The 23220-nt window shown below is 50.7% G+C and carries 30 protein-coding genes and 1 tRNA gene; 3 read left to right on the top strand and 28 right to left on the bottom strand.

The genetic code is table 11. The annotated features are described in order from the left end of the window. Window positions 1-68 precede the first annotated feature (68 nt). A complete protein-coding gene (locus tag PUR_RS04825) occupies window positions 69-968 on the bottom strand; it encodes a LysR family transcriptional regulator (protein ID WP_179034256.1) in 900 nt (299 codons plus the stop codon). A 132-nt stretch (window positions 969-1100) separates the two neighbouring features. On the opposite strand from PUR_RS04825, the gene PUR_RS04820 reads away from it, so the two are divergent. Beyond that, window positions 1101-1301, top strand: a complete 201-nt coding sequence (locus PUR_RS04820) for a hypothetical protein (protein WP_179034255.1) — start codon at window positions 1101-1103, stop codon at window positions 1299-1301. Window positions 1302-1370: 69 nt separating this feature from the next. Here PUR_RS04820 and PUR_RS04815 read toward each other — a convergent pair. Then, window positions 1371-1457 (bottom strand) — tRNA-Gly (locus tag PUR_RS04815). A 108-nt stretch (window positions 1458-1565) separates the two neighbouring features. On the opposite strand from PUR_RS04815, the gene PUR_RS04810 reads away from it, so the two are divergent. Beyond that, on the top strand, window positions 1566-1781 hold the full coding sequence (locus PUR_RS04810) for a hypothetical protein (protein WP_179034254.1): 216 nt from the start codon (window positions 1566-1568) through the stop codon (window positions 1779-1781). Between the two features lie 44 nt (window positions 1782-1825). Here PUR_RS04810 and PUR_RS04805 read toward each other — a convergent pair whose 3' ends face one another. Continuing rightward, window positions 1826-1978, bottom strand: coding sequence for a hypothetical protein (locus tag PUR_RS04805; protein ID WP_179034253.1), 153 nt, complete (start codon window positions 1976-1978; stop codon window positions 1826-1828). A 130-nt stretch (window positions 1979-2108) separates the two neighbouring features. Between PUR_RS04805 and PUR_RS04800 the strand changes: the two genes are divergently transcribed. Next, window positions 2109-2327: a helix-turn-helix domain-containing protein gene (locus PUR_RS04800; RefSeq protein ID WP_179034252.1), complete on the top strand. Its 219-nt coding sequence runs from the start codon at window positions 2109-2111 to the stop codon at window positions 2325-2327. A gap of 183 nt (window positions 2328-2510) precedes the next feature. Here the strand turns inward: PUR_RS04800 and PUR_RS04795 are convergent, their stop codons facing one another. From PUR_RS04795 to PUR_RS04675, 25 genes are all read right to left on the bottom strand, one after another. Then, a complete protein-coding gene (locus PUR_RS04795; protein ID WP_179034251.1) occupies window positions 2511-2789 on the bottom strand; it encodes a holin in 279 nt (92 codons plus the stop codon). Window positions 2790-2792: 3 nt separating this feature from the next. Next, complete coding sequence (locus tag PUR_RS04790; RefSeq protein WP_179034250.1) at window positions 2793-3632, bottom strand: M15 family metallopeptidase; 840 nt, start codon at window positions 3630-3632, stop codon at window positions 2793-2795. An 11-nt stretch (window positions 3633-3643) separates the two neighbouring features. After that, window positions 3644-4165, bottom strand: a complete 522-nt coding sequence (locus PUR_RS04785) for a phage holin family protein (protein WP_179034249.1) — start codon at window positions 4163-4165, stop codon at window positions 3644-3646. 139 nt (window positions 4166-4304) lie between these two features. Continuing rightward, a complete protein-coding gene (locus PUR_RS04780) occupies window positions 4305-5417 on the bottom strand; it encodes an acyltransferase family protein (protein WP_179034248.1) in 1113 nt (370 codons plus the stop codon). 152 nt (window positions 5418-5569) lie between these two features. Next, window positions 5570-7468: a glycoside hydrolase family protein gene (locus tag PUR_RS04775; protein ID WP_232101719.1), complete on the bottom strand. Its 1899-nt coding sequence runs from the start codon at window positions 7466-7468 to the stop codon at window positions 5570-5572. Then, window positions 7398-7652, bottom strand: coding sequence for a hypothetical protein (locus PUR_RS04770; protein WP_179034246.1), 255 nt, complete (start codon window positions 7650-7652; stop codon window positions 7398-7400). The genes PUR_RS04775 and PUR_RS04770 overlap by 71 nt, the downstream gene beginning before the upstream one ends. Before the next feature lie 74 nt (window positions 7653-7726). Continuing rightward, complete coding sequence (locus tag PUR_RS04765; RefSeq protein WP_179034245.1) at window positions 7727-8266, bottom strand: hypothetical protein; 540 nt, start codon at window positions 8264-8266, stop codon at window positions 7727-7729. A gap of 72 nt (window positions 8267-8338) precedes the next feature. Continuing rightward, the gene (locus PUR_RS04760) at window positions 8339-10435 is read right to left on the bottom strand and encodes a hypothetical protein (protein WP_179034244.1); all 2097 of its coding nucleotides are present in this window, start codon (window positions 10433-10435) and stop codon (window positions 8339-8341) included. Window position 10436: 1 nt separating this feature from the next. Then, window positions 10437-10796, bottom strand: coding sequence for a DUF6711 family protein (locus tag PUR_RS04755; protein WP_179034243.1), 360 nt, complete (start codon window positions 10794-10796; stop codon window positions 10437-10439). 12 nt (window positions 10797-10808) lie between these two features. Beyond that, a complete protein-coding gene (locus PUR_RS04750) occupies window positions 10809-13658 on the bottom strand; it encodes a tape measure protein (protein ID WP_179034242.1) in 2850 nt (949 codons plus the stop codon). Continuing rightward, complete coding sequence (locus PUR_RS04745; protein ID WP_179034241.1) at window positions 13631-14044, bottom strand: Gp15 family bacteriophage protein; 414 nt, start codon at window positions 14042-14044, stop codon at window positions 13631-13633. Before PUR_RS04745 ends, PUR_RS04750 begins: the two co-directional genes overlap by 28 nt. After that, window positions 13998-14315 (bottom strand): hypothetical protein, encoded by a 318-nt coding sequence (locus PUR_RS04740; protein WP_179034240.1) that lies wholly within the window; start codon window positions 14313-14315, stop codon window positions 13998-14000. Before PUR_RS04740 ends, PUR_RS04745 begins: the two co-directional genes overlap by 47 nt. A 13-nt stretch (window positions 14316-14328) precedes the next feature. Further along, on the bottom strand, window positions 14329-14778 hold the full coding sequence (locus tag PUR_RS04735; protein WP_232101718.1) for a phage tail tube protein: 450 nt from the start codon (window positions 14776-14778) through the stop codon (window positions 14329-14331). Window positions 14779-14787: 9 nt separating this feature from the next. Next, window positions 14788-15177: a minor capsid protein gene (locus PUR_RS04730; protein ID WP_197970126.1), complete on the bottom strand. Its 390-nt coding sequence runs from the start codon at window positions 15175-15177 to the stop codon at window positions 14788-14790. Further along, a complete protein-coding gene (locus tag PUR_RS04725; protein ID WP_179034239.1) occupies window positions 15174-15566 on the bottom strand; it encodes a hypothetical protein in 393 nt (130 codons plus the stop codon). Before PUR_RS04725 ends, PUR_RS04730 begins: the two co-directional genes overlap by 4 nt. Next, on the bottom strand, window positions 15567-15893 hold the full coding sequence (locus PUR_RS04720) for a hypothetical protein (protein WP_179034238.1): 327 nt from the start codon (window positions 15891-15893) through the stop codon (window positions 15567-15569). Next, the gene (locus PUR_RS04715) at window positions 15893-16258 is read right to left on the bottom strand and encodes a head-tail connector protein (protein ID WP_179034237.1); all 366 of its coding nucleotides are present in this window, start codon (window positions 16256-16258) and stop codon (window positions 15893-15895) included. Before PUR_RS04715 ends, PUR_RS04720 begins: the two co-directional genes overlap by 1 nt. A gap of 8 nt (window positions 16259-16266) precedes the next feature. Continuing rightward, window positions 16267-16596 (bottom strand): hypothetical protein, encoded by a 330-nt coding sequence (locus PUR_RS04710; RefSeq protein WP_179034236.1) that lies wholly within the window; start codon window positions 16594-16596, stop codon window positions 16267-16269. A gap of 39 nt (window positions 16597-16635) precedes the next feature. Beyond that, window positions 16636-17511, bottom strand: coding sequence for a capsid protein (locus tag PUR_RS04705; RefSeq protein ID WP_179034235.1), 876 nt, complete (start codon window positions 17509-17511; stop codon window positions 16636-16638). A gap of 13 nt (window positions 17512-17524) precedes the next feature. Further along, complete coding sequence (locus PUR_RS04700; RefSeq protein WP_179034234.1) at window positions 17525-18106, bottom strand: phage scaffolding protein; 582 nt, start codon at window positions 18104-18106, stop codon at window positions 17525-17527. A 110-nt stretch (window positions 18107-18216) separates the two neighbouring features. Beyond that, complete coding sequence (locus tag PUR_RS04695; protein WP_179034233.1) at window positions 18217-19326, bottom strand: phage minor capsid protein; 1110 nt, start codon at window positions 19324-19326, stop codon at window positions 18217-18219. Next, the gene (locus tag PUR_RS04690) at window positions 19323-20792 is read right to left on the bottom strand and encodes a capsid protein (RefSeq protein ID WP_232101717.1); all 1470 of its coding nucleotides are present in this window, start codon (window positions 20790-20792) and stop codon (window positions 19323-19325) included. The genes PUR_RS04695 and PUR_RS04690 overlap by 4 nt, the downstream gene beginning before the upstream one ends. A gap of 21 nt (window positions 20793-20813) precedes the next feature. Further along, window positions 20814-22133: a phage terminase large subunit gene (locus tag PUR_RS04685; RefSeq protein WP_179034231.1), complete on the bottom strand. Its 1320-nt coding sequence runs from the start codon at window positions 22131-22133 to the stop codon at window positions 20814-20816. Then, on the bottom strand, window positions 22126-22845 hold the full coding sequence (terS, locus tag PUR_RS04680; RefSeq protein WP_179034230.1) for a phage terminase small subunit: 720 nt from the start codon (window positions 22843-22845) through the stop codon (window positions 22126-22128). The genes PUR_RS04685 and terS overlap by 8 nt, the downstream gene beginning before the upstream one ends. Window positions 22846-22918: 73 nt before the next feature. After that, on the bottom strand, window positions 22919-23134 hold the full coding sequence (locus PUR_RS04675) for an Acb2/Tad1 domain-containing protein (protein ID WP_232101716.1): 216 nt from the start codon (window positions 23132-23134) through the stop codon (window positions 22919-22921). Window positions 23135-23220: the final 86 nt, after the last annotated feature.

Raw genomic sequence — 23220 nt, 5'->3', positions numbered from 1 at the left:
CTCTTGCTATATGAGACCGGTTGGTTTCGACCCGGTTGGTTTCGACCCGGTTGATTTCGGATTTATTCCTAAGATTCCGAAGCCTCGACTCCGCACGCCAGCCCCTCCGGCAGATGCTCCTTTAGCTCCTCGATAAATTTATGAAAGGCGCTCGTCATGTACAGATCGCGCCGCCGAATAAAAACCGTCGGAACTTCCCGGTACCTCTCCGGAAAGGGATAGCACCGGATGCCGTCCTTGACATTCAGCTTATTAAAATAAGATACAGGCAGCACTGCAAAGCCGATCCCCGCTTTTACACAGCCCAGCAGCCCTTCCATCGTTCCGAACTGCATGATTTTGGCTAGACGGAAGCCTTCGTCCCGGAGCCACTCTTCTAACTGCAGCCGATACATGCAGTCTGGGTTTAAGATCAGAAGTGTCCTGTCCTGAATGGTTCGGAGCCCGCGAAAATCCATCGTTTCCGGTATGATCAGACCCAAACGTTCGTTAATGATAAGCTCCTGAATAATGTCCGGATGCTCGACCGGCCCATCCACAAAGGCTCCGTTAACGGAATACTGCAGGACGGCATTGATGAGATGATCGGTTAATCCGATTTCCAGATGGACTTCGACCTCAGGAAATTTTCCGCGATAGGCGGATAAAATAGAGGGCAAGCGTATGGCCGCCGTCGTATCGGAGCCAATCGTAATGGAGCCCTTGGGAATTGGCGAATCCAGAACTGCTTTCTCCGCTTCCTCCAGCAGGTTTAAAATCTTCTCGGTATACGTCATAAGGGTCTGACCCGCCGAAGTCAGCGTGATCCCCCGGCTGTGCCGGTAAAAGAGTGGAGTCTTCAGCTCCTGCTCCAGCTGCTGAATTCTTGCCGTTACATTCGATTGTACATAGTTAAGAGTTTGAGCCGCTTTTGAAATGCTCCCTTCCTCGGCGACCGCCATAAAAACCTTCAGAAGGCCAATATCCATCCCAGCACGCTCCCCTCTTTTTAGCTATCAGCCACAGTGATGTCCTCCATCATTTCCCTTCATTATACATGATTCGTATCTCCCATTATGATGGAATTACAAAAGAAATCCATTGAAGAGGAGCAAAAACCCATGGAAAATAAACGTTGGCGTTTTAAAGTGTCCGGAGCATCGGACAGCAAAGAGATCATTATCGACACCACGGAAATCACGAGTGTGTATGACGTTCTGAAGAAGCTGAGAAGCGCGGAAGAAGCAGTTCCCCTTGAAGTAACAACGGCTCCCCGCCAGGAAACGAATCAAGAATCCCCCGGCAAATCTAAAGCCGTATAAGAACAACAGTGATGCGGATAGATATAACAAAAAAGACCTCTGCAGCGCAGAAGTCTTTATGACGCAGTAAGCGGGTGATGGGAATCGAACCCACGCTATCAGCTTGGAAGGCTGATTCTGGCATATGACAGTAAGTCCGAATCGCTGAAAAACCGCATATTATATAGAATAAAAAGAATATATGAGCGGCCAAAACGGACTATCTTTGCCACGGCGAAACGATTTTATTGCCCCATTTTTGCCCCATTAAAGGGGATGTTATAAATGAACATTAACGACATTACGCCAGGCCAACGCGTCCTGATCGCAGAGAATCACCCAAGCGGTTACGGCGGCCGCACCGGCAGAGTCTTGGCCAAAGGAACCAGAACTGTCTTAATCGACATCGGCGAACCACTTCTGGCCAGTATCGAGCCGGAGTACTTGGAGCCGGCTCCGGACGATCCACTTCCGCCTGGATGGGAAGAAGTAGACGTATAATAGTAAGAAGCCCGTTGACTTAATGCTCAACGGGCTTCTTACTATTATACTATTGTTAAATCAAATACTCGCTCTGGAGTAATTACTTTAGCTTTCGCTGGCAGCACAGCCCCCTTAGTAACGAGAGTAGCCTTCACCAATATATCTAAATAGGTTCTATCGGGTGTTACATCAAATATTATTTCGTGTGTATCCACAGCTCTCCCCCTCCAGGTGTCTTGATTCGTCGACCAGGACGAACCATTGCTATGTCTCATCAACTTGTAGCGTGCTATAATTTAGTTGAATGTCTATTACCATCTCCATTCCATAAGGAGCTAACGCTAAGTGGCTAAAATCTCCCGTGGGAGATGCCGACTGAGATACTTACTAGCAAGGGCAAAGACCTCGCAAGCGGAATTGTCTCGTAGGACAGGGTATTCCCGGCAACAGATATCTAACTGGGTGAATAACCGAGAAATGATGTCATACGATGCAGCCGCTACAGTTGCCTATGCACTAAATTGCCAAATGGAGGACTTATACGAATTAATGGTACTCCACTGAGCCAGTCGGCTCTCCCCGGAAGATTGTATAGCTATGACTATACAAATATTGGAGTAGCGTGTTCGTTAATGTGTATTGTAATATTTACCTCTTAAATAATCTGTCGATATCTGTCGAACGAATGACTTGTAATTTTAACTAATAATTAACATATAAAAACCATTTTTTGATAAGTGTAAATGATTATTCTTTCGTCGTTCCGTCCCGCTTGCTGAACGCCAGCTCAAACAGGCCCGTAGCCGACAGGCCGGCTAATGCTCCGGACCAGAGCCGCAGCGTCAGGCCAAGGTCCGTAAACGGAGCAGCTGCCCAACCGATCACCAGGCCGATCACAACGCCGATCAGCGGGATGATGTTCTTCGGGATGTTGACGGTGTTCTTGACCAACTGTACGGCGGCTAGCACAAATACGGCGATGAGACTGGCAAAGGCCAGAACGTCAGTCAGGTTTTGGTTTTCCATGAATTAATCCTCCTCGTCTATGGCCAGTAGCCCCGCACGGTACAACACAGTCAGAATCCGGTACAGGTCCACGCTGCCGCCGTTTGGCATGTCGATCAGCCCAGCGTCATGCGCGGCTTTCACGGCCTTGTCTGCCCACACTGGAACTGTAGGTAGCGCTGCGCGGCGCTCCAACCCGGCCACCCGGTCCACCACCTTGTCGATTGTGTTGCCTTGCTCCAGGACCGACTTCTTCAGCACGTCCCGGCTCTCGCCAAGCTCAGCTATGGCCGCCTCCAGTGTGTCCAGACGCTTCTTATCCTCTGCACTCAATTCGTCCGCCTCCTTAAGTTTAGTGAGTTGCGAAAATACGGCGTTAACCTGGGGCGCTATCGGCCGCTTGCCTGCTCGAAAATCTGCCGTTGATAATCCGAACGTCATTTCAAGATGCGGCATGTCCTTGAATGTCCGCCACTTGGCCCCGGACTTGAATCCGCAAATCTCCGCTTCGTCAATCGCTTCAGACCAGTCCGGCAGGCTGTCTATATCCGCGTCCCGGAGCGTATCCCAGGACACGGTTCGGCCATCCTCCAGCAGTAGTGCAAAGTCGATAGCGTACCCAAAGTTGTGATTGCTCTCCCCGCCTCTGGCGTTCGTGACAATGTCACCTGGCACGGTCCGCCCCAGGGCGTAGAGCGCGTCCTGCTCGGCGCAGGTACGCAAGCCTTGCGTAATAATCACCGCGACACCACGCCGCGTATAGCACCGCTCTATCCAGAGCAAAGCCGCCGCCAGCACGACGGGCGCGAGTCCCAACAGCCGCTTGGCTGATTTACTCTTTACTTGTTCAAGTGTTAATGTCACCTCATTACCTCCTATGCGCTTTGGTCATTGCCAGGTTTGTTGTCCGGATGTTCCGGCTTGGCCGGGTTATTGCGGGCCTTGTCCTGGTTGAGTTGCAGGAGGTAATCCCGCAGCTTGTCCGGCAGCGGCACGCCGATCACGCCAAAATTTTCGACTACGCTTAACCCCTCGCGTCCAATATAAAACATGATCGCCGCCGCCCTGAACACTGGCGCGCCCGGCTGCACCCAATCATCAACCAGCGCGGCGAGGCCGACAACAAAAAGGACGGTCGCCTTGCGGACGCCGCCCCAGAACATAATGTCCGATGATACCGTCTTGGTCTTGAACGCTCCGGCCAACCCGCTTGCGTAGTCAGCCAGCATGAGCACGACGAGGAACTGCAATGGCTTGTCGTATCCGCCAAGCCAGCCTGCGGCCATCGCCAGCAAGCCCGCTATCACGCTGCTGCCGCCTACGGCGATCTCCCGCGGCCCCGATCCTACCGCTGCTGTAAAAATTGTAGTAAAGAAATGACGCAGTTGATTGACCATGATGATCCTCCCTGTCTAAAAATTAGCCCCCGGCAATCCGAGGGCAAAATAAAAACACGCCTGCATGAGACGTGTCAGCTATGTGCTATTAAATTTGATCATACCGGGAGTATCACCTCCTCTGCTGCGCAGTATGGTCCTACAAAGTAGCATCTTGTTTAAGATATTTTTCTCTTTTTAAATTTTTTAGTACAAATTGTCTTACCTTATTTGTATGTTTTTCGGTGTATCGAGAAATCAATAAAGCGTAAAGTATTACCGTCAATAGTATTAATGGATTTATCACAAGCATACTTACCAAAGAACTCAAATTAAGGTCAAAGTCGGGTGACAAAGTATAGTCTCGAACAAAATGCAAAATAGGGTAGTGAGTAAGGTATAGTGTATAAGAAAAACCCGCAAGGTACTTACATAACTGAGGAATTTTTAGTGATTTATCCTCCCTGTTATCGTTATACAAGGACATAATAACATAACATAAAACGGAAAATGAAAATGCTACTAAATAATCAATGAACAACTGAACCTCTGAGTCCAATGCGTGATTTGTTTGAAAGATTATATATAACAAGTTTATTGACAAGAAAGTGAATAAAGCAGCTGCAAAAATAATCAGTTTCCTATGAAGCTTTTTTAGTATCAATAAAGGTTTTATTAGTACTACTAGTGAGCCTAACAGCCATACTGGAAAATATATCAAAATTTCTTTACCAAGAAAAAATAAAAGTAGCACAACAAAAGCCAAATATAATGCCTTAGTTGATTTTTTTGGAGCATAAAAAATATGAACAATACAAGGAAATAAAATATAATACCAAAACTCATAAGCTAAACTCCATAAGGGTCCATTTAGAGCGAACACAGGGGTAAATATTCCCTGTAAGAAAAACATATTTCCTAAAAAGATATCTGACCCTAATCCTCGTACAAATTTCTCTTCATTCCCGAATATACCTATTCTCAATTTAGCCCAAAATAGTGCTAAAAATAATGCAGGTATTAGCACAACCCAAAGTCGTGAAAGCCTGTTAACAAGGTAAACCTTCCATGACCAACGGTTTTCCGATATTTGTTTAACGACACTTGAGGATATAAAAAGACCACTTAAAACAAAAAAAACCATTACCGCTTCGTATCCAGGCACTAATTCAACCCCTCCATGAAATACCACAACCATTAGGGCCACCATAAATCTAATCAAATCAAATAAAGTTGAAGCTCTACTCTCATGCTTTACCAGGTTTACTCTCACTTAAAGCCCCTCCAAAGAAAAGTATTAAAAAATCAAACAATCCCACATCCCCCTTTAACCCAACATGGACAATAATACCAAAAAGGGGAAATTAATTATACGACTTTTTATACTTTTCCGAGGGCGTCCAAATACCTAAGTTATGCCGTTCATTAAACAACTTCTACCCAGGTGCCAATCATATTGATAATTTCCCAAGAGGAATACTTTGTTGCCCTGAATGTTATCGAAGCGCCGATTTGATTGCTGGATAAACCTTTTCCTACCCCATTCGTTAATACTAATAATTGTTCAGTTGGTATAGGGTATACTTTTAAATCAAATGCCGCTCTTACTTTGAAGGTGATTTCAGTATCTTCCTTGGCGGCCGTTAAGGTTAGTCTTATTGAAGTTGTCGCCCCCTCATTCGTTATGACTTGCCCGTTGTGTTGAAGTTGACTCGCTGTTCCTGTTGCAGTTTTGGCAAATGTGTACTTTCTGTCATTAACCACTCTACACCTAATCGCTGTATTACTAAAATCAAAAGGATACGAGTAATGATTGATTGATTCACAGTTATTAAAATCAATATCGTACGGCGTTAATGTACTCGGATTGATGGCGAACCCTTTACTTACCATTGGTATTGCCCGCCTGTCGATCGATTTGCAGTTTGTAAACTTAGCATTTCCGATACTGGACGGTGCGTTTGTTGGTCCGTCTGTTATTAAAAACGAACAGTATTTAAACGTGCTATTGTTACTAACATTCGAATCAACTCCGGTACAACCCTCCGATTCAATCCTCACGCCGGTAGCGCTGCAATTAGTCAAATTGAATGCGTTGTATTCATTTAACTCTCCGATACAATCTTTAAATTTGACAATACCTTTCGTATTGTCTTTTACATTTGTAACGAAAAATCCGATGTTGTCGCCTAGGGAACGGCACCCTTCGAACAAAACATCAATAAACTCACTGGTCGAATCCTGCGCCCACAACAGAGCGCGAAACCCATCTTTTACATTGTTAATACTTCTACAATTTTTGAATCTTACGTTTTTCAGACGATCCGTTGCGAAGTTGGGTTCCAAATCTACCCCGCATTGAGGCGAAGTTCCACTAGCGTTGGAAAAGGTGCAATTTTCAGCGTAGAAACTATCGACTGAAATAAGGGAAAGGTTATTTCTCCTGTTGTTATCGAAAATGCAATTAACTAACCGAATGTTTTCACAATACGATTTCGTGCACCCTACATTCCCAACATAAAGTCCATCGCCGCCACTGTCTTTAGCCACGATATTTTTTATCTCAACATTGGTGCACCCATTTAATTTAATGACATGGTTCCACTCTGTGGTATAAACGGACTTATTCATATACAATTCAGCCATGTTACCATCAATGAATATATTTGATGTGTCCGTACTGAGGAATAAAACTTGAGCGTTTAAACCTTGCGTAAGTGTGTCAACCGCTTTGACTTTAGTTCCTGGTTCAAAAATGATTTTGATGTTGGATGGAAGCGTCAATTGTCCAGTTAAATAATTAGAACCTTTTTGTTTGTTCCAATACAAGGTTCTACCCACCGCGTCATTTAAAGCCTGTTGGATGGACGCAGTTTCCTCTATGTTATCACCGTCTGCGTAATTGCTCATATAAACATATGCGTTATTCGTAATATCCGCCAACTGCGCAGCAAGCTCGGAGCGCTCCGTGTCCAGACGATCCTTAAGAGTGCCATAGGTTGTGCCAGTCGAGCTGACCCGTGCCTGGTCCGCTGCTGGGCTGCTGTCGCCGGACACAACGGCCGTATTCAGCTGCTCCTGCACGCTATCCACAGCGGCCCCGATGTTAGCGGCTCCGGCGACCGAACCGGCATAAGTAATATGCTCGGCAGCATGAGCGGCCGTCGAACCTTTGTGCCCAGTCAGATCCGTATCGATCCGCTCCGACTCCGTGACTGCAGCGTCTATTTCAACCTGAACATTGTCGAATCCGTCATTCAGCTCGTCCCAATTCTCCCGAATCGGTCGTGTTCCGTCTAGGTTCAGATACCGGTTTGTCATCATCTTCAGCTCCTTTCTTTGGCTGTATTGCCTTCAATCGCTTTTCCGTCGCCTCGATCACACCGCGCAGGATAGCTTCTTCCTGCGCGGGATGGTACGGGACCACAGCCATGATAACGGCACATATCTCAGGAACCGGATTCCGCGGGTCAATCTCTGCAATGATTTTCGGCTGGATGTTGGCCAATCGTAACACCTCCATATCTGCGCAACACAAAAAGCCCCGCCAGATTGGCGAGACCTTTGGATGCGAGATTTAATTTATTGTTGAAGCGCGGCGATCTGTGCGTCGATGTCCGTGAGCTGCTGTTGGAGATCGGCGAGCTCGGCTTTGCGCTGTTCATATTCAGACTTTCTGGCGTCGAGCCATTCTTTAGCTTGCTGCTCATATTGGGTTCCCTTGGCGGTATCGTATTTTTCTTGAGCGCTGGGAATGTACTTGGTCTCGTACACCTTTACCCCGCCTTCAGCGGCTGTGATTTTTTTAAGTAACTGCGTCCTTTTAAACTGCACAGCACTTAATTGAACGGCCTTTTCATCATCAGTGGTGGATTCATTCATAATGATTTTCTTCCCCTCTACACTCAAAGATGAGCCTGAAGCCTGAGAAACAGCCCGGACAGGAGCGTAAGCTGCCCCATTTATGACATAAGCGTCAGCGATCTTATTGCCACTCTTTTCGATAGACATCAAGCCTTGTATTTTTACCATTTTCCCCACCAGACTAGCAGAATCAGCGAATACAGTAACGCCGCTGAATAGCAACGCTCCGACAATTACACCCATGATAAACTTCTTCATTGCAAAGCCCCCTTGGCAATAATTCCTAACTAAATAGTATTATCGTCATAATCCGGGGAAAGTTTCAACTATTTATGTCGCGTCTGGTATATTCACCTGTGCCAACAGAAAGCCGCCTCTGCTCCAAAGCTTCAAGTTTCTGGTCGATGGGTCAAACGTTAGGTTTGATGCAAGATAATCCATTGATGAATCCAAGTTATTAAGTTCTTCCTGCATGGAGACTCCTGTTTCTTCGCTTCGAAGCTCACTCCAACGAGAAACATAGGCGCCGTTATAGCCGCGAATGAAAATATTCATAGCCTCCATTGTGATGGTATCGTCGCCGTATAAATACAGTCCAGAGTTTCCAGAAATTACGGATGTTTGGCTGCCGTTGATAAAGTTTATTCCAAGGGATGCGCTCGGATAGCCGAAGGAAGTTATCTCGACGCGACTTGATGATGAAGCGGCAACGGAGAATGTTTTATCCGTGCTGCTCATGGCCGCCCATGGATAAATACCAGCTTCTGACGTTTGTATGAGAGCACCTGTAACTGTCCCGCCGTTAATATTCGCCCCGTTGATCGTTGAAGCGTTGATTTCCCCTTGAAATTTCGCGTCAACGGCATCCATATGCCCTGCCATATCCACCTTGAACGGCGCATCAGCATAAGTCGAATCCCCAAGCCAGATTCCCCAGCTGTTGGCCTTGAAGATGTCGTCTCCGCTACCAATGGCGATCTCGCCGCCGATGAACCGGCCGCCCGTTACGTCCCCAGTGAAGGTCCCTCCTGCCGCCGACAGATCGCCGGAGAATATACCGTCCACGGCCTCCAGTGTGCCGCTGAACTTGAACCGCCGGCTAATGAGGTCAAACCACAGCGCCCGGTCCCCGTCGTCCGTATAGAAGCTGAGCTCATCGGCGTTTAGCACCGACTTTGCCCCTGCGTCCGTCTGAACGGTCAGCCCCTCAGTCCGGGTTACGGTCACGCCATAATAACGCTTGGCCTCTTTGACCGCTGTCTTGTCCAGCTTGTTGACCTGAGCAGATAGCGTGCCTTCAACGACAAACTCGCTCTGCTGCTCGGACACGGACGGTGCCTCGACTTTCAGCTGCAGGCCGCCGCGGAATGTCAGCGTCTGGTGCAGCACATAAGAGCGATACTGCCGGACGCCGTCCCATGGAAGGTCCTCATCCATCCACGGCAATAGAGCCTCCATCCAACTACTGCCCTCGTACAGCCCGAAGGCGATCCGGTCACCGGTCTCCAAGTGTGGGAAGCCCCGAGCGTCCATCTCATGGGGGAGGTAGGAGATACCGCTCAGCGAGACGCACAGTGCGTCTGCTATGGCCTGCGTTGCCAACGGGTTCTCCAGATACAGCGTATGGTTCTCGTCGCCGGAGCCTGATTCGTAGACCATATCATCCTCGGTATCATAGGTGACCACGACGCGGCTATAGGACTTGACCGGGTTGGTCTGCTTCGCCCGGATGTAATCGGACAAGCCCATATTAAAGACAGGCTCATCATCCGGCACGAAACGCTTCATCTTGAGTAAACCGTCTTTACCGATGAAGAATGATCCGCAGTTCGCCCCCGCGATGTACCCTAGCACCTGACGGCAGCTTAAGCCAGCCTGTGCGATCGGCACCGTATAAGCCGGATTAATAACGACGCTGGAGTCAACTGTGAAGCTCAGCAAGCCGCATATCTCTGCAAAAACAGCCTGCTGGGTTGCCGGGTAGGTCAGCGAAGATACGTATGGCACATCGGCCATAACCAGCTTATCGTAGCAGGTGTAAACCCATACGTTGTTGACCTTTTCCCGGCTATCGACAAAAAACTCGCCAAATGGCAGCCATTCCGAATTCCCGCCCTCCCACGGCAGCGGATCGTCCTGCCAGGCGATTGTTGCCTCAGCCCAGGTCATGCGAGCTAGGGAAACAGCGATGTAGGGGACAATGCGCTCATTGGCCGGCAGCTCGGGGAGACCCCGCAGCCGGATGGTCATTTTCCCCGGGATTGCGTTCCCAATCTCAAAGCCGTCTGAGAGCGTCAGACTGTTCTCAATGGTCAGGTCAACGATTTTGCTGCGGTCATGCTCCTCGCTCCCGATGAGTGCCTTAACAACAAATTCCCGGTCGAAGCGCCGTAGGTATTCTTCATAGATCGGTGATATGGCTTGCATATCAGCGCTCCGTCAGTGTGACCTTAAGGCCGTTCCATAGGATTTGGCCATTCTTGCTAACCGCGGCGGGAGACGGTCGGTTACCGACATACATGGATTTTGTTTCATATTTTCCAGTCATCGGGTCCGGATAGTAGAAATCGAAGAACACGCCGCTCATTGCCTTAAGCACCGACGATATCTCCGCCCAGGTCAGTACACCAAAAGTCATGTCGATCTGCCGTTTGACAGCCACCCGGTCCCGATTCAGCGTACCGTCTGCTGTCCGGACCGTGGCGTCTCCGTCGTCCAGATCCAGCGGCGTAACGCTGAAGTTGGACGGATAGGCGGCGATCTCTTTCCCGTTAATTTTCAGTTGCATGAATCATTCCTCCTATACGTCCAACAGCGTCCGCCCCGCCTGCCGCTGCGTATTGTTAATTGCCTTTATCGCTGCTCGGCCAAACTCCGTCTCTCCGAGCTTGAATATGGCCGTCTGATTACCGCTGCGCAGCGCTTCGAGAATCTGCAACAGCACCTCGACCACGGCCTGATTACTTCCGCCCATGATGTCCTGCAGCTTGGACAGCGGCGAGATAACTTCCGGATCGGCCGCAGCTCCCCGGTTATCACCGACCATTGCCAGCGTCGGTCCATAAGCCAGGCCGCCTTTGGCCAGGCGCGGGATTTTCGGGATGCTGATTCCAAAGGATTGCCCTCCCATCCAATCCGGCAGATCAATGTCGATGCTGTTCAGGCCGGAAATGACCTTGTTGATCGCATCAATGATCAGATTCAGAGGCGTTTTCACGATGCCATAGAGCGAGTCAAAGACGCCCTTGAAGATCATCTTGACGCCATCCCAGGCCTTCTGCCAATCACCGGTGAAAACCCCTGTGATAAAACGAAGGATTCCTGTCAGTGTCGTTTTCAGGCCGTCTATCACGGTTTTAATGCCATTGAACACCGTTTCGAACGCTGGCTTCACGCTATCCCAGAGAACGTTAATAACCGGATTGAGCACATTCTTCCACAACCAGGTCAGCACATCGATGATCTTTCCGACCACCGGGATGACCGTCTTACTCATGATTTCATAAATCGCCTTCCAGGCCTCTGCCAGAACGCTGCCTATCGCTTTGGCCAGCGGCAGCACAACATTCTTCCACAGAGACGTCAGCACGTCTGTGAGGATCATAATTACAGGTTTCAATACCATCCCGATATAATTTGCCAAAGGTACCAGCACCTGCTGCCAGAGCTGTTTGAACACAGAAATAAGTTGCGGCAGGAGCGTCTTCAGAAAGAAATTAATTGCCGGCTGCAGGATCTGCTTCCAAGCATCCGTCAGCACAGTAGAAACGAAAGTCGCCAATGGTTCCAGCGCCTGTTTCCACGTATCACCGAGCTCCGCAATGGCTGCACGGAACGTCTCGCTCTCTTGGTAGAGGTCCACAAAGCTATAGACCAGTAAAGCGATGAGAGCAGCGATAAGGTTCACCGGACTGAATATGGCGCCGAAGGCTGCCGCTAATCCTTCTAAAGTTACGGCCAGCAGGGCTCCAGAAGAAATGAATTCCCCCAACAAAACCAAGAACGGCACTAACTCTACAATAATGCCGGCTACCTGAAACGCGGCAAAGAAGCCTCCGATCAGCAGGGCCCCCTTTAGGAAGGTGTCTTGGTTCTGATCAATCCAGCTTGATATTGAATTCAGACCTGCCGCGAGTGAGCGTAGGCCATCAACGATTATGCCACCTGTCCAGGAGGCTACCGGCTGCAGGAAGTTATCCCATAGCCATACCGCAGCAGGCTTAAACGCATCAACGACACTGTTTACTACGCGAATACCACCTGCCAGAACATCCAGGAATGCCGGCAGCGCCTTTTCTACAGTCCACTTTGACAACGGGACCAGGACATTGATATAGAACCACTTGAGTCCCTGTCCGACATTCTTGGCAAAGGGGTTAACTGCATCCCACAGCCCCTTCAGGGACTTCCGCAAGGGATCTAAGCTGATTTGTGACAAGGAACCAAATGCCCGCTTCATGTCTGCTACGAAACCCTGAACCTTTTCTTTCACTGGATCCACGTTGATATCCGGCGTGCCAAGATCCAGATCTCCGAAGCCTCCGCCAAGTCCTGCTCCGAGACCAGTGAGTCCGCCAGCTGCGTCTCCAGCGTCACTTGCTGCATCCGCTGCAGACTTCGCCAAGGTATTCAACTGGTCAAAACCAGCTAAACTTCCCTTGACGTCCTTGCCGGCCTTCTTGGTCTTTTTCCCGGCAACCGTTGCCGCCTCTCCCATATCACCCAGAGAGCCGCCAGCGCCGGCTGCTGCGTCACCTACGCCGCTAATAGCCCCAGTCGCTTCAGTAGCCCCGCCGCCCATCGCATTACCGAAGATCAGCTCCGTGAAGGCTTTGAAATAAGCTGCCGCGATCTGCAGCTTCGCAATAAGCCAGTTCAGCCCTCGCACAACCGGGGTCAGAATATTTATGAAGCCCGCGCCCATCGTACCCTGGAATATCTTCCACTGCTCACCCATGACCTTAACCTGATTGGCCCAGCTGTTCGACGTCCGGGCAAAGTCGCCCTGAGCATCAGCCGTGACTTGCATCAGGTAATTGTACCGAAGCATGGTCTGCTCTGCCTGTGTCATGGATAGCCAGGCCTTATCGATACCCTGTGAGAGAGCAAAGGCTTCCATATTCGCTACAGACATGTTAATACCGAGTTGTTTCAGTGGCTCTGTCTCTCCGGTCATTCCAGAAAAGACCTTCTCAAAAGACATTTGATTGCTTAAATTATAAAAAGAGGCCATGTCCGCTGACAGCTCCGTGAGCCTTTTGGACATGCCCTCCATTTGTATCCCGGTCAAGCCGGAACTTTTAAGCAACGCCCCCATGGTGGAGGCATACTTCTTTCCAGACAACTCGGATAGTCCAAAACTTTCTATCAGGCTGCTGGACCAGTTATTGATGTCCTGTGCCATCGCGCCGAACGTAACGTCCACTACATTCTGGACTTCCTGCAGATCAGACGCGAGGTTAATCGCCTCACGGCCAAAATCCACCAGTCCCTTAATAGCAAAGGCCCCGGCGATAATCCCTCCGAGACCTTTGAATGCACTCCCTACCATGCCGTTAGCCGTATTCGCGATGCCGTTGAGTTGGCGCTGGAAGGCTCCGTAATTAAGCTCAAGATCTAAATCTATTCGTCCTGCACTGCTTCCTGCCACGTAGCGCCACCTCCTCCGAACATGCGGGCTAATTCAGCTTCCAAGCTCTTCGCGGCCTGCTCCAGCGTTTCCGGACTAGCAAGCTTACTGTCTGCCTGCCGTTGTCGCCACTCCCTGTGTATCCGCCGTTGTTCAGAGCTGAATCCTTTAATGACCTTTCGGTCCTTCTCAGCTCTTATCGCGACAATGCTACCCAGCGGTGTATCCGGCATAAGCCCGGCGACAAGGGAGCAAAACTCTTCCCACGGCATATCACCGTGCTGCCGGATCCGGATGCTATACTGTTTCGCCAGGCTGGCTTCAATCAGCGGCCAATCATCATTCAGGTCATACCAGATATCAGCCTTGTTCGGCTGACCGGCGAAATCGGGCAGCTGCCTCTTCATAGTTGATATTGGACTGAGCGGCCAGGATCCCTGTTGATAAAATCTGCAGGTTACCAAAGGCCATCTTAGGAATGTTCAACTCTTCGTAAGCCTCATCGCCCAGCGCACCTTTCAGTGCGTTCAGCATGCCCTCGAAACCTGAGGTCGCGGCCTCCTGGAATGCCAGGACACTCTCCACGCTGTCATCGATCGGGTATTTCTTGTCACCGATCTCGATAGTCGGTTTCTCCGTGCTAAATTTCCCCGTGAGTTTAATATTGTGTGCAGCCATTAATTAGCCCTCCTTAAGGTGTGACTGGCGCCGGCGTAAAAGTCGGCTTGCCATCAGATAAAAGTTCAAATTCCAAAGCATCAATATTTGTAGAATCGCCGCCTGCAGGAGCTGTCAAGTTGATTACACAGTCCATAGTCAGCTTTGCACCGCTCGGCAGCGTCCACTCGAATTTGGTTTCGACTTCCTGGCCAGTACCGATCATCAGGCCAGCGATATAATCATTACCAGGATCCCCGTAGTGCCGCTTACCCGTGAAGCTAATCGTCATCCCCTTACCGGTTACTGCCCGGCGGGTCCAGCCGCCCTGATCCATCGGAGACCACTCTTCCGTATTGCCATCAATGGAGATAGAGAAGTTCTCCAGATCCTTAATCTCGATCATTTCAGCAGCTGTTGAAGCTCTGCCTAAGGAGCCGACTTTAAAAATATTATTGTGAACCGGAAAAACACCTGTTTCCAAAGCAATCCCCTACCTTTCGTAATAAATCGTTGTCTCAATCACATATTCGAATATCCCGGCATCATCAGTACCCACGCTGACAGGCTCTGTGATCCGCATCTGAAAATTGATCACTCTCTTACCTGCAATGACCCCTGCCTGCCCAAATAGCGCAGCATAGACCTCCTGGGCCTTCTGCTCCGCTGTATCTGCATTCTTTGTCCAATGCACCAGGATGGACACCGCCTTGGCTGCATAGCTTGTGTTTGCCAAGCCTCCTATAGCAATAATCGGTGATCCAGAATTCAGGTTGTACAGGCTGATGCACTGCTCTTTGCTGGTGTCGGCTTTACCGATATACCAGGCAGGGCAATCGACTCGAGTCTTGAGCCAGTCACGCACTTGCGCCAGAGTCATCATCGTATGAAACCTCCTGCCAGCTTCTTGAGCAAGGTTTTAAAGGCCTGGGTTACTCCCCGGGTCTTCTTTCCCTCAGCCCATGCTCGCAGCCACTCTCCTTGCGCATGCCGGTTCTTGTCGCGTCGGAAGGTATATTCCGGATGCCAATAGAGACGGCGTGCATAAGGCGTATCGTAGGTGATTGTCACCTTGCCCCGTTTGGACTTAGAAGCGTCAATGGTCGCACTACGCTCCAGCTCACCGGTCTGTTTAGGGACGACCTCGGCTGACATGATATCCGCCAAGATGCTGTCCTTGGCGCCTTCTACGACTTGAATCAGTGCTTTCTCAGGAGCCGTACGGAGTCGGTTCATGGCTCTTGAATTCATTGTTGTTCTCACTTTGACCATTTACATCAGCTCCAGTTCCGTTGAAAACACGCTGCCATCCGGATTCTGCGGCCGTGAAGCGCTGAATATAGAACGCTCGGCCCCACCAATTCGCACAAGGCCCTCGATCAGCTGTCCAGGAAGGATATCCCCCTGGATAATCACCTTACCGGATAGCGTCACCAGGCGCCTCTCCTTGTCCAGCTTCTGCCTCATCTTCTCTTCATAAGAACAAAGCCCGGAGAAGATTAACTCTTCCACGGGCTCACCGTCTTCGCTGGTTTGCGTTCTTAAAACCTGTATGGGCGTGTTTAAAATCCACTTCGGGAAAGGCAGTTTACCAAACATCAGATCAGCCTCCTTGTCGTCAGACCTGTAAGCGCCAGAAGACTGGAAACACTCTCCGTAGTCTGTATGCCGCCAGCACCGGCAACGGCCTTAAATGATACCGACACACTGCCTGCTGAATAGCCTGTCAACGGGCTGTTGATGTAGTCCCCGTAAGTAAAAAGGAAGTCCGCCTGTTGGCAGACTGCTTTAATTACCCGGTCCCTCTGAAATGGTGTAAGTCTGGTGATGCCGTGCGCTGCAATCCGGTTATAGGTTAGCAGATCAATCTGATCGCTGGCCCGCTCGAGCAGCGCCGGCAGATTATCCTCTGGAATGCCCCCTGCTCCGTACTGGAGGTATTCCGCTACTGTGGCATACGACATAGGATCACCTACTTGTCAGCTTTAGCTGGTTTCTTGGCGTCGGCCAGTTGAACCTTCAGCGTCTCAATCTCTTTCTGAGCATCGGCAAGTTGGTCCTGCAGCCCTGCCAAAGCCTCCGGAGTACCGGATCCGGAAGCCGCGATCTGCTTCTTCAGATCAGCATTCTCCTGGGCAAGCTTTTGATATTCGGTGAAGGATACCGTCTTACTCGGAGCGTTATCCACGACCTTCAGATCGTCACCTTCTTGCTCAGCAATGTCATACCCCATCTTCAAGTACGTATCACGCTCCGCGTCATCGATGCGCAATTGTTTGTTACCTTTTACTGCAAATAACATATAGTCGGTCTCCTCTCATTTGGCCAATGGCCATTTATATTAGGCTTGTACGCTGAGCTGAATAGCATCCGCCTTGCGCTCAATCACAAACAAGTCAGTATATCGACGGTTTTGATACAAATATCCGTCTCCACCGGTGTGGCTGCCTGGCTCCCACAGATAAATTGCGCTGTGTTTGATCGGAGCCAGCACGCAGTGCGGATGAATCAGAATCATGTTGATCTGTTTCGCGCCTACGCCTGGAACCGCGCCATTTGTGAAGTCGAAAACAGTCTTCATACGACTAGAAGGCACTTTGACCAGGGTAACATCATCCAAGCTGCGGACGGAGCGGTTAATCTCGCCGTTATTGGCTGTAACTGAAATATAGCGCTGCATATTCTCAGCCTGTTTGAGCAGCGTATGCACCGTAGGAGTTACATACAAGATACGACCATCCTGAGGGATCTCAGCTTCATCCATATTCTGCATGAGTTGGTCAAAGATTTGCAGGGCATTGGCAATGGTAAGCGCAGTAGTGTTCGGAACTTTACCAAGCGCCACATAATCGGAATAGATTTTGCTATACCGATATTTATCGAGCTCCGGAATCGCCTGCTCTGTCTCAAATACGTTGGTGGTATTGGCGGCCGAAACAATCTGGTTGGTTTCGTCCACATCCATAGCATCAACATAAAATTCTACGTCACGGTCAAAAGTCAGCACCTTGGTTTCAAAGTCGTTGCTGATTGCCTGGCGATTCCATCCACCTGCGCGGCTGTGATCCTTATAGCCACCAACATCCAGGCGCGGAATTTTTATCGTTTTTGTGCCGATAAAAATGGCGTTTTGGGTAGTCAGTCCAGAAGATGTAAGCTCCCGAAAATATTTTTGCTGCAGTTCCGTGAGGAAACTGTCTACGTAATTGTAAGGCATGAATCATCTCTCCTTATTTTTGAGGTGTATTACCGAAAATACTTGCTAATTGTTCATTTGTTGCTGTCCCTTGCCCGCCACCGCCGCCTCCGCCAACACGGAAACCGCCTTGACCGCCATTCCCTCCACCTTCTGGTTTGAACAGGTAAGCGTCAGATGTCTTGAGTCCAGTAAGCTGCTCATCCAGACCGACAACCTTATCCCCATCGACAACCAGCTTTGTCTTGTCGATCAGTCCAGTGACTATCGCCTCATTGTGGACTTTGCCATTCAGTGCAGCCTTAATAGCGTTGGTCAGCGTCATGTCCTTCAGGCTCGCCTCGTATTGTTCCTTGGCAGTCTTGTTCTCGCCCTGAAGCGTCTCAATTTGCTTCTTCAATTCCTCGGAAGCACCGGCAGCCTTGCTGAGTGTGTCCAGTTGCGCATCCCGATCCGTGATATCCTTCTCCAGCTTCTTCTTGGTTTCGGTCAGATCGTTATACTGACTCTTCGGCACAAAGTGCTTCGGCAGCTCTTTGCCCACATCCCCCACCAGCGCGTCAATCTTGGACTCATCAAATCCGGCTTTCTTCAACAACTCTTTCAACCATTCCATTTATCATCATCCTCCATAGATTTATATAGCTGCTCTCCAGCTCTGGGAGTGGGGCTGTTATGCTCCAGCCCATGAGCAATAGGCCCCAGCAGTCTCAGCAGGGGCCCAGGTTATTTAGGTGGTATCTGTACTTTCTCACGGCTGTAATCTCGCCGCAGATTCTCATGGGTCTTGACGTGCTCACGAAGCCGCTTCTGCCACTCTTTGACCTTGGCCTCTGCCTTTGCCTGATTGATCGGATCCACATTACCCGCTGCGCGGCGTTTATACCTGCGGATCTGCCGCTCCATGTACCTCTGCTTCTGTTCATCCTTGAAGTTGGCCAAGGCCTCGTCGTCGTCCACCGGCTGTGGTAAACGGCTCTGACCAGGAACGAAAGTGCTCATGTTGTGCCGGCAGTTTGGATGGAACAAACCTGCGCGCATTGCAGAACTGAGCAGAGGATAGGGGCCTTCGCCGGCTACGCCGCCACTATACACATCATCAATGTATACCTTGCCTTGCCAGGGAAGACACAGCTCAGAGCAGTTATTGTGTGCCGATATGACAACGGTATGGATGCCAGTTGCCCGGCGTTTAGCTCCTTCTCCTTCGAACACAGCCCGCTGTGAGGATGTACGCAGCGCCATTTCAGCATAAGAAGCAATGTTCATTCGGCGGCCGCCGGCAAACTGGATGGAATCGAATCCCTTATCCAGGAACTCTCCCGTAGCCATGTCAATCGCTTGGCCAAGTGAACTTGCACCGCTGTTCAAGTAGAGCTGAGACTTGAAAATCGTCTGCCGGAACACATCGTCTGCCTGCCGAAGTACAGCAGCGTTGGCAGCTCTCAGCTCACCCTGAGCCGCACTCACTAGAGCATTTACACGGCCTTCGTTGAGTCGGAAGAAATTATCATCAGATATACCGTCTATGTCCAGCATGCGCGGAATCAGTTTGCCCAGCAGCCGTTTGCCAAAATTCTTGATTCCCGCAAGAAATCCGCCTTTAACTTCCTGTTCTACCGCCTCTTCGATCACTGGTTCAGCCTTACGAACGATCTTCCGGGCCTCTTTCTTATACCTGGCCAAGTCTTCCAGCTTCTTCTGCTGCCATTGTGGCCACTCAAAGCCCTCTTTCTTCTGCTCATTCTCATGCCTGGTCAGGTTACGCTTCATGGAAGCTATCAGGTCGATTTCCATCTGCGCAAAGATGCGGCGGATGTCATATTTTTTCCTCATTCGGCACCATCTTCGTTCGGATCAGCGTCCCGTCGCAGTTCAGGATCATCAATAGTCGGCCCTACCTGCTCCTCCTTCAGCCTCGCTACCTCTTCCGCCTTTTCCTCCGCGGTCCAGGTATCACCGTAGAGCTCCTCCACGGCACGCTCAATGGACATAACACCAAAGGTTCGAGCCTTGCCGACAGTCTCCACCACGGCATCAAAAGATGGGCTGGCGTACTCCCCGAAGGTCACACTAGCCTCGTACTCGGCGGGTCTTCGTCCTTGGAGCGTGTCATAGACCTTCATAACTGTGTCTACTAACTCCGGAATGACCTCATTCAACCGATCTACGATCTTGCTGCGAGTGTACAGTGTGGCCTTCTCCTTCTCGCGCTGCGCTTCGGCATTATCGGTCTTTTTGAGATCGATTCCCAATGTGCTGGGTGACACGATGCCTTGAAGGCACATATCCAAAGTGCTACTGTAGCTGGCCACAAACGCCTCGTAGGCTATCTGCGGCTGTACCATGTCGATTTGACCCTTCGCATCCTCGGCCAGGCTGCTACCCATCTGGATAAACTGATTATCAAACGGATTGGGCCTTGTCAGCTCTCCAGTCTCCGGATTCTTCGGAATCAGATCCTCCGGAATGTACTTCTGAACCCTTCCTGCTCGGATTGCATCCACCCACTGGCTGATAACCTCGTCTAGGGCGTCGAAGGAATCTGCCTTGCTGTCGAATATGGACTTGCCGCGCCCGGGCCATTTGCTACTCTTAAAGATCATCAGCGGAACGGCCATCAGAAAGTCGCCGTCATACTCCACGTCCTGAAGATCCGCAATCTCCGGCACCAGAGACAGCGGCACCTCTTTGCCATAGGCGTCCAGCAGTTTATTGCGGATATAGCCTCGCCCGAACGTCTCCACCAGCCGATAATCCTTGCTGTTCACGGTGTAATCCGTAAAGAAAAGGACTTCCTGAAGTCGGCCCCGCATCCGCTTGTATTCGACCTGGTCACCGCTATAAAACTCAATCAGCGGATATTCGCTCACCAGCGGGTCCACTGTTACCTTAAACGCCCCGTCTCCGGTCGTCAGCGTCTCCGTGATGGAACCGCCCAGAAGCTCCGGGAAGTCGTTGTCCTCGCTGATCTCCTCCCACAGGTCCGTCTCGTTCTGCATCTTCAGCGAGATGTTGTCCATATCCGCAATAACGATATCCGCCAGACGGTCCGCGACCATGGCCGGCAACCCAGAATGGATCTTCCGAATGCCGAGGCCCGCTGTCGGAACGGCCGCCCAGAAGCGGGAGCGGCTCACGGCATCGTATTTGGTCTGCTTGTAAAACTGGTCCAGCTCCGACGGATCGCCGCGATACCATAGCCGGTTACGCAGCACGTTCGCCTGGTAGCTGTACGGCTCTTGGATCGTGATGACCTGGCTGACCGGCGCCGGCGTGATCCTCAGCATTTTTATAACCATATTCTTGAACCACCCCACTTTCTACACCTCCAGTCTCGGCTTGAACGGCTGCACCGCATATTCGGAGCTGTCCAGGCAGTCTACCGGGTAGCTGCCGTCATCGGTCCGCGCCCACTCACCTTTCTGCCGTTCCTCCTCGTCCCAGGTCGCATTCTCCAGCGCCTCGATCCAGGGCTTTAGATGGCCCATAACCTTGTAGCGGCCCTGGTTGATCAGGATGTTCGTCAGCCGTATCCGGTCGATGATGCCTTCCTTCTTGTAAGACGGCGTGACCGTGATGTTGAAGCCGCGGCGCTTCAGCTCGTTGGCCAGCGCCTGGCGGAACAACTTATCAGCTGACTCGGCGAAGATGCGAGCGGACAGCAAAAAGGAGCGGTACGTTTTGGACCACTCCTCGATCTTATCGACAATCTCCTTGGCATACCGGTCATGCGTGTATCCGGTCTCCTTGCCTTGCTTATGATAATAGCCGTCCAGCAGCATGACTTTACCGTAGCGGACCGTGAAGCCCGTCAGCGTGGCCACCGTGGCGTCCGTGCCGCCGACGTCTATGCCAACCGAGAACTCAATGAACTTCTCGTCCTCAATGTCCTTCCGGCTGATCAGCACGTCCTTGACCGTATAGCCGGTATATATCCGCCCTGTCGCCGCTGTCCGCTTACCCTTGATGTCGGCCATGTACCAGAGGCTCGTCTTGTCGTACGTGGCCAGTACGGTCTTGAGCCGATCATCTGGAATGCTCATATTGTCAAACAGCGTGAAGTGCTCGTAATTGTAACCCGGGTTCTCCCCGCGCTCTTTCAGCAGGTCCTGGTAATCCAACACGTCCCGATAGAACCAGTGCGCCGGCGGCTTCGGGTTCAAGTCGAAGAACAGCTGCCGCTTCGAGCTTGCCAGTGTCCGGTCGAATACCTCCTGTACGAAGGATTGATGACACTCGTTCACCTCGGTGATATATACCGTACCGTATGAGTTACCCTTGATCCGAGCCGCGTCGTTCGCCTTCCCGCCGCCGGCAATGATGACGATCTTCTCGCCGGTCTTGGTCTGGATGAACAGCGCGTCCCGGTTCTTGTATTCTCCCTCACGGCATCGGCCCGCAAACAGCCATTGTAGGCCGTATCCGTTGGAGTCAATGACGTTCATCTTGGCGGCTGCTAGGGAAACGCCAGCAACCAGGTGCAACTTGTCCGGGTGAACCTCCAAGATCATCGCATAGGCGATTAGGTTGATAATGTTCTTGCCTGCCCGCTTGCCGCCCTCTGCGACGTTCAGCCAAGAATCTGTGCAGCGGCGGATGTAGTCAGCCTGCTTGCCCGTTAGCGGCGCATACTCAATCATCGTCAATCACCCGTTCCGGAACCGGCTTGTTTATCAAATCGGCAAGTGCGGTGATCTGCTCATTAGGATCCGTGCCGCCCTGATTCGGAATCTTGGAGCGAATCAGCTCAATGCGGGCCCGCTGCTCCTCCGTGGCCAGATCGGACTTCAACAGCTCATCATAACGACGGATGAGACTTTCCAGTGTGCCCATAGCGCGGCTCTGTGCCTGGAGGAAGGTCGCCTGCTTGTCCCAGGCCTGCTGCACTTCCCATTTCTCACCGATAACATTCCCGTCCTTATACTCGATACGCTCAATGGTCTTGTCATCCCGATCATGGACGTACATGATCTGCTGCGCCCGAATAATCGCCGCGTACTGGAACATGATGTTGTCCCAAACAATGTCGATCGGCGACTTGGTCTGCAGCTGCTCCATGATCTCCAACGATTCCGCCGGAAGATACTTGCTGAACAGGCCGTGCTTCTCGGCATTCTTATTACGCTTCGGGGCTCCGCCATTATTGCCGACTGCATTCCGGTTGCCCGGAGGCGCACCGCCTTTATTGGTGTGCGCCCCTTTCGGTTTGTGTGCGCCCTTTTTTCGATCCCAACCGTGACGCTGCTTCCAGCTCTTGACCGTATTGAGGGAAACGCCGTATTTTTCAGCAATCGCCTTATATTTCATGCCGGCCTGGTAATCCTGCTCGGCGAGCTTGGATGTTTCAGTCATTTACACGTTCACCACCCCCGCGGGTTAAGTTGTTTTGCATGGGAGCCGTGAAAGCTCCGGATTCTTTGATTTTCTAATTCCTCGCTACAGAAGCATTAGCCCAGAACACAGCCTCTTCCAGCTTTGTCATGGCCACTGAGGCCTCGCGGCTCTTCGGACACTCCTGATCGATCAAATACGCCAGTTCCTTCGCCTTACTGCGGATCGTTTCGTACTTTTCCGGCTGGCCTTCCTTCGGGGCATGGTAACTGAAATTGTTCTCGATTTGCGGATTTGCCATATGTGCCATCTGGATCGTCTCCTTGGAATTTGATTTTGAACGCAAAAAAGAGCCGCTCGAAAGCGACTCTTGTATATAGACAGACTTATAGCACT

Origin of the sequence: Paenibacillus sp. URB8-2, from assembly GCF_013393385.1 — a bacterium.
Lineage (GTDB): Bacteria > Bacillota > Bacilli > Paenibacillales > Paenibacillaceae > Paenibacillus_AQ.
This window is presented reverse-complemented; position numbering and strand designations above follow the sequence as displayed.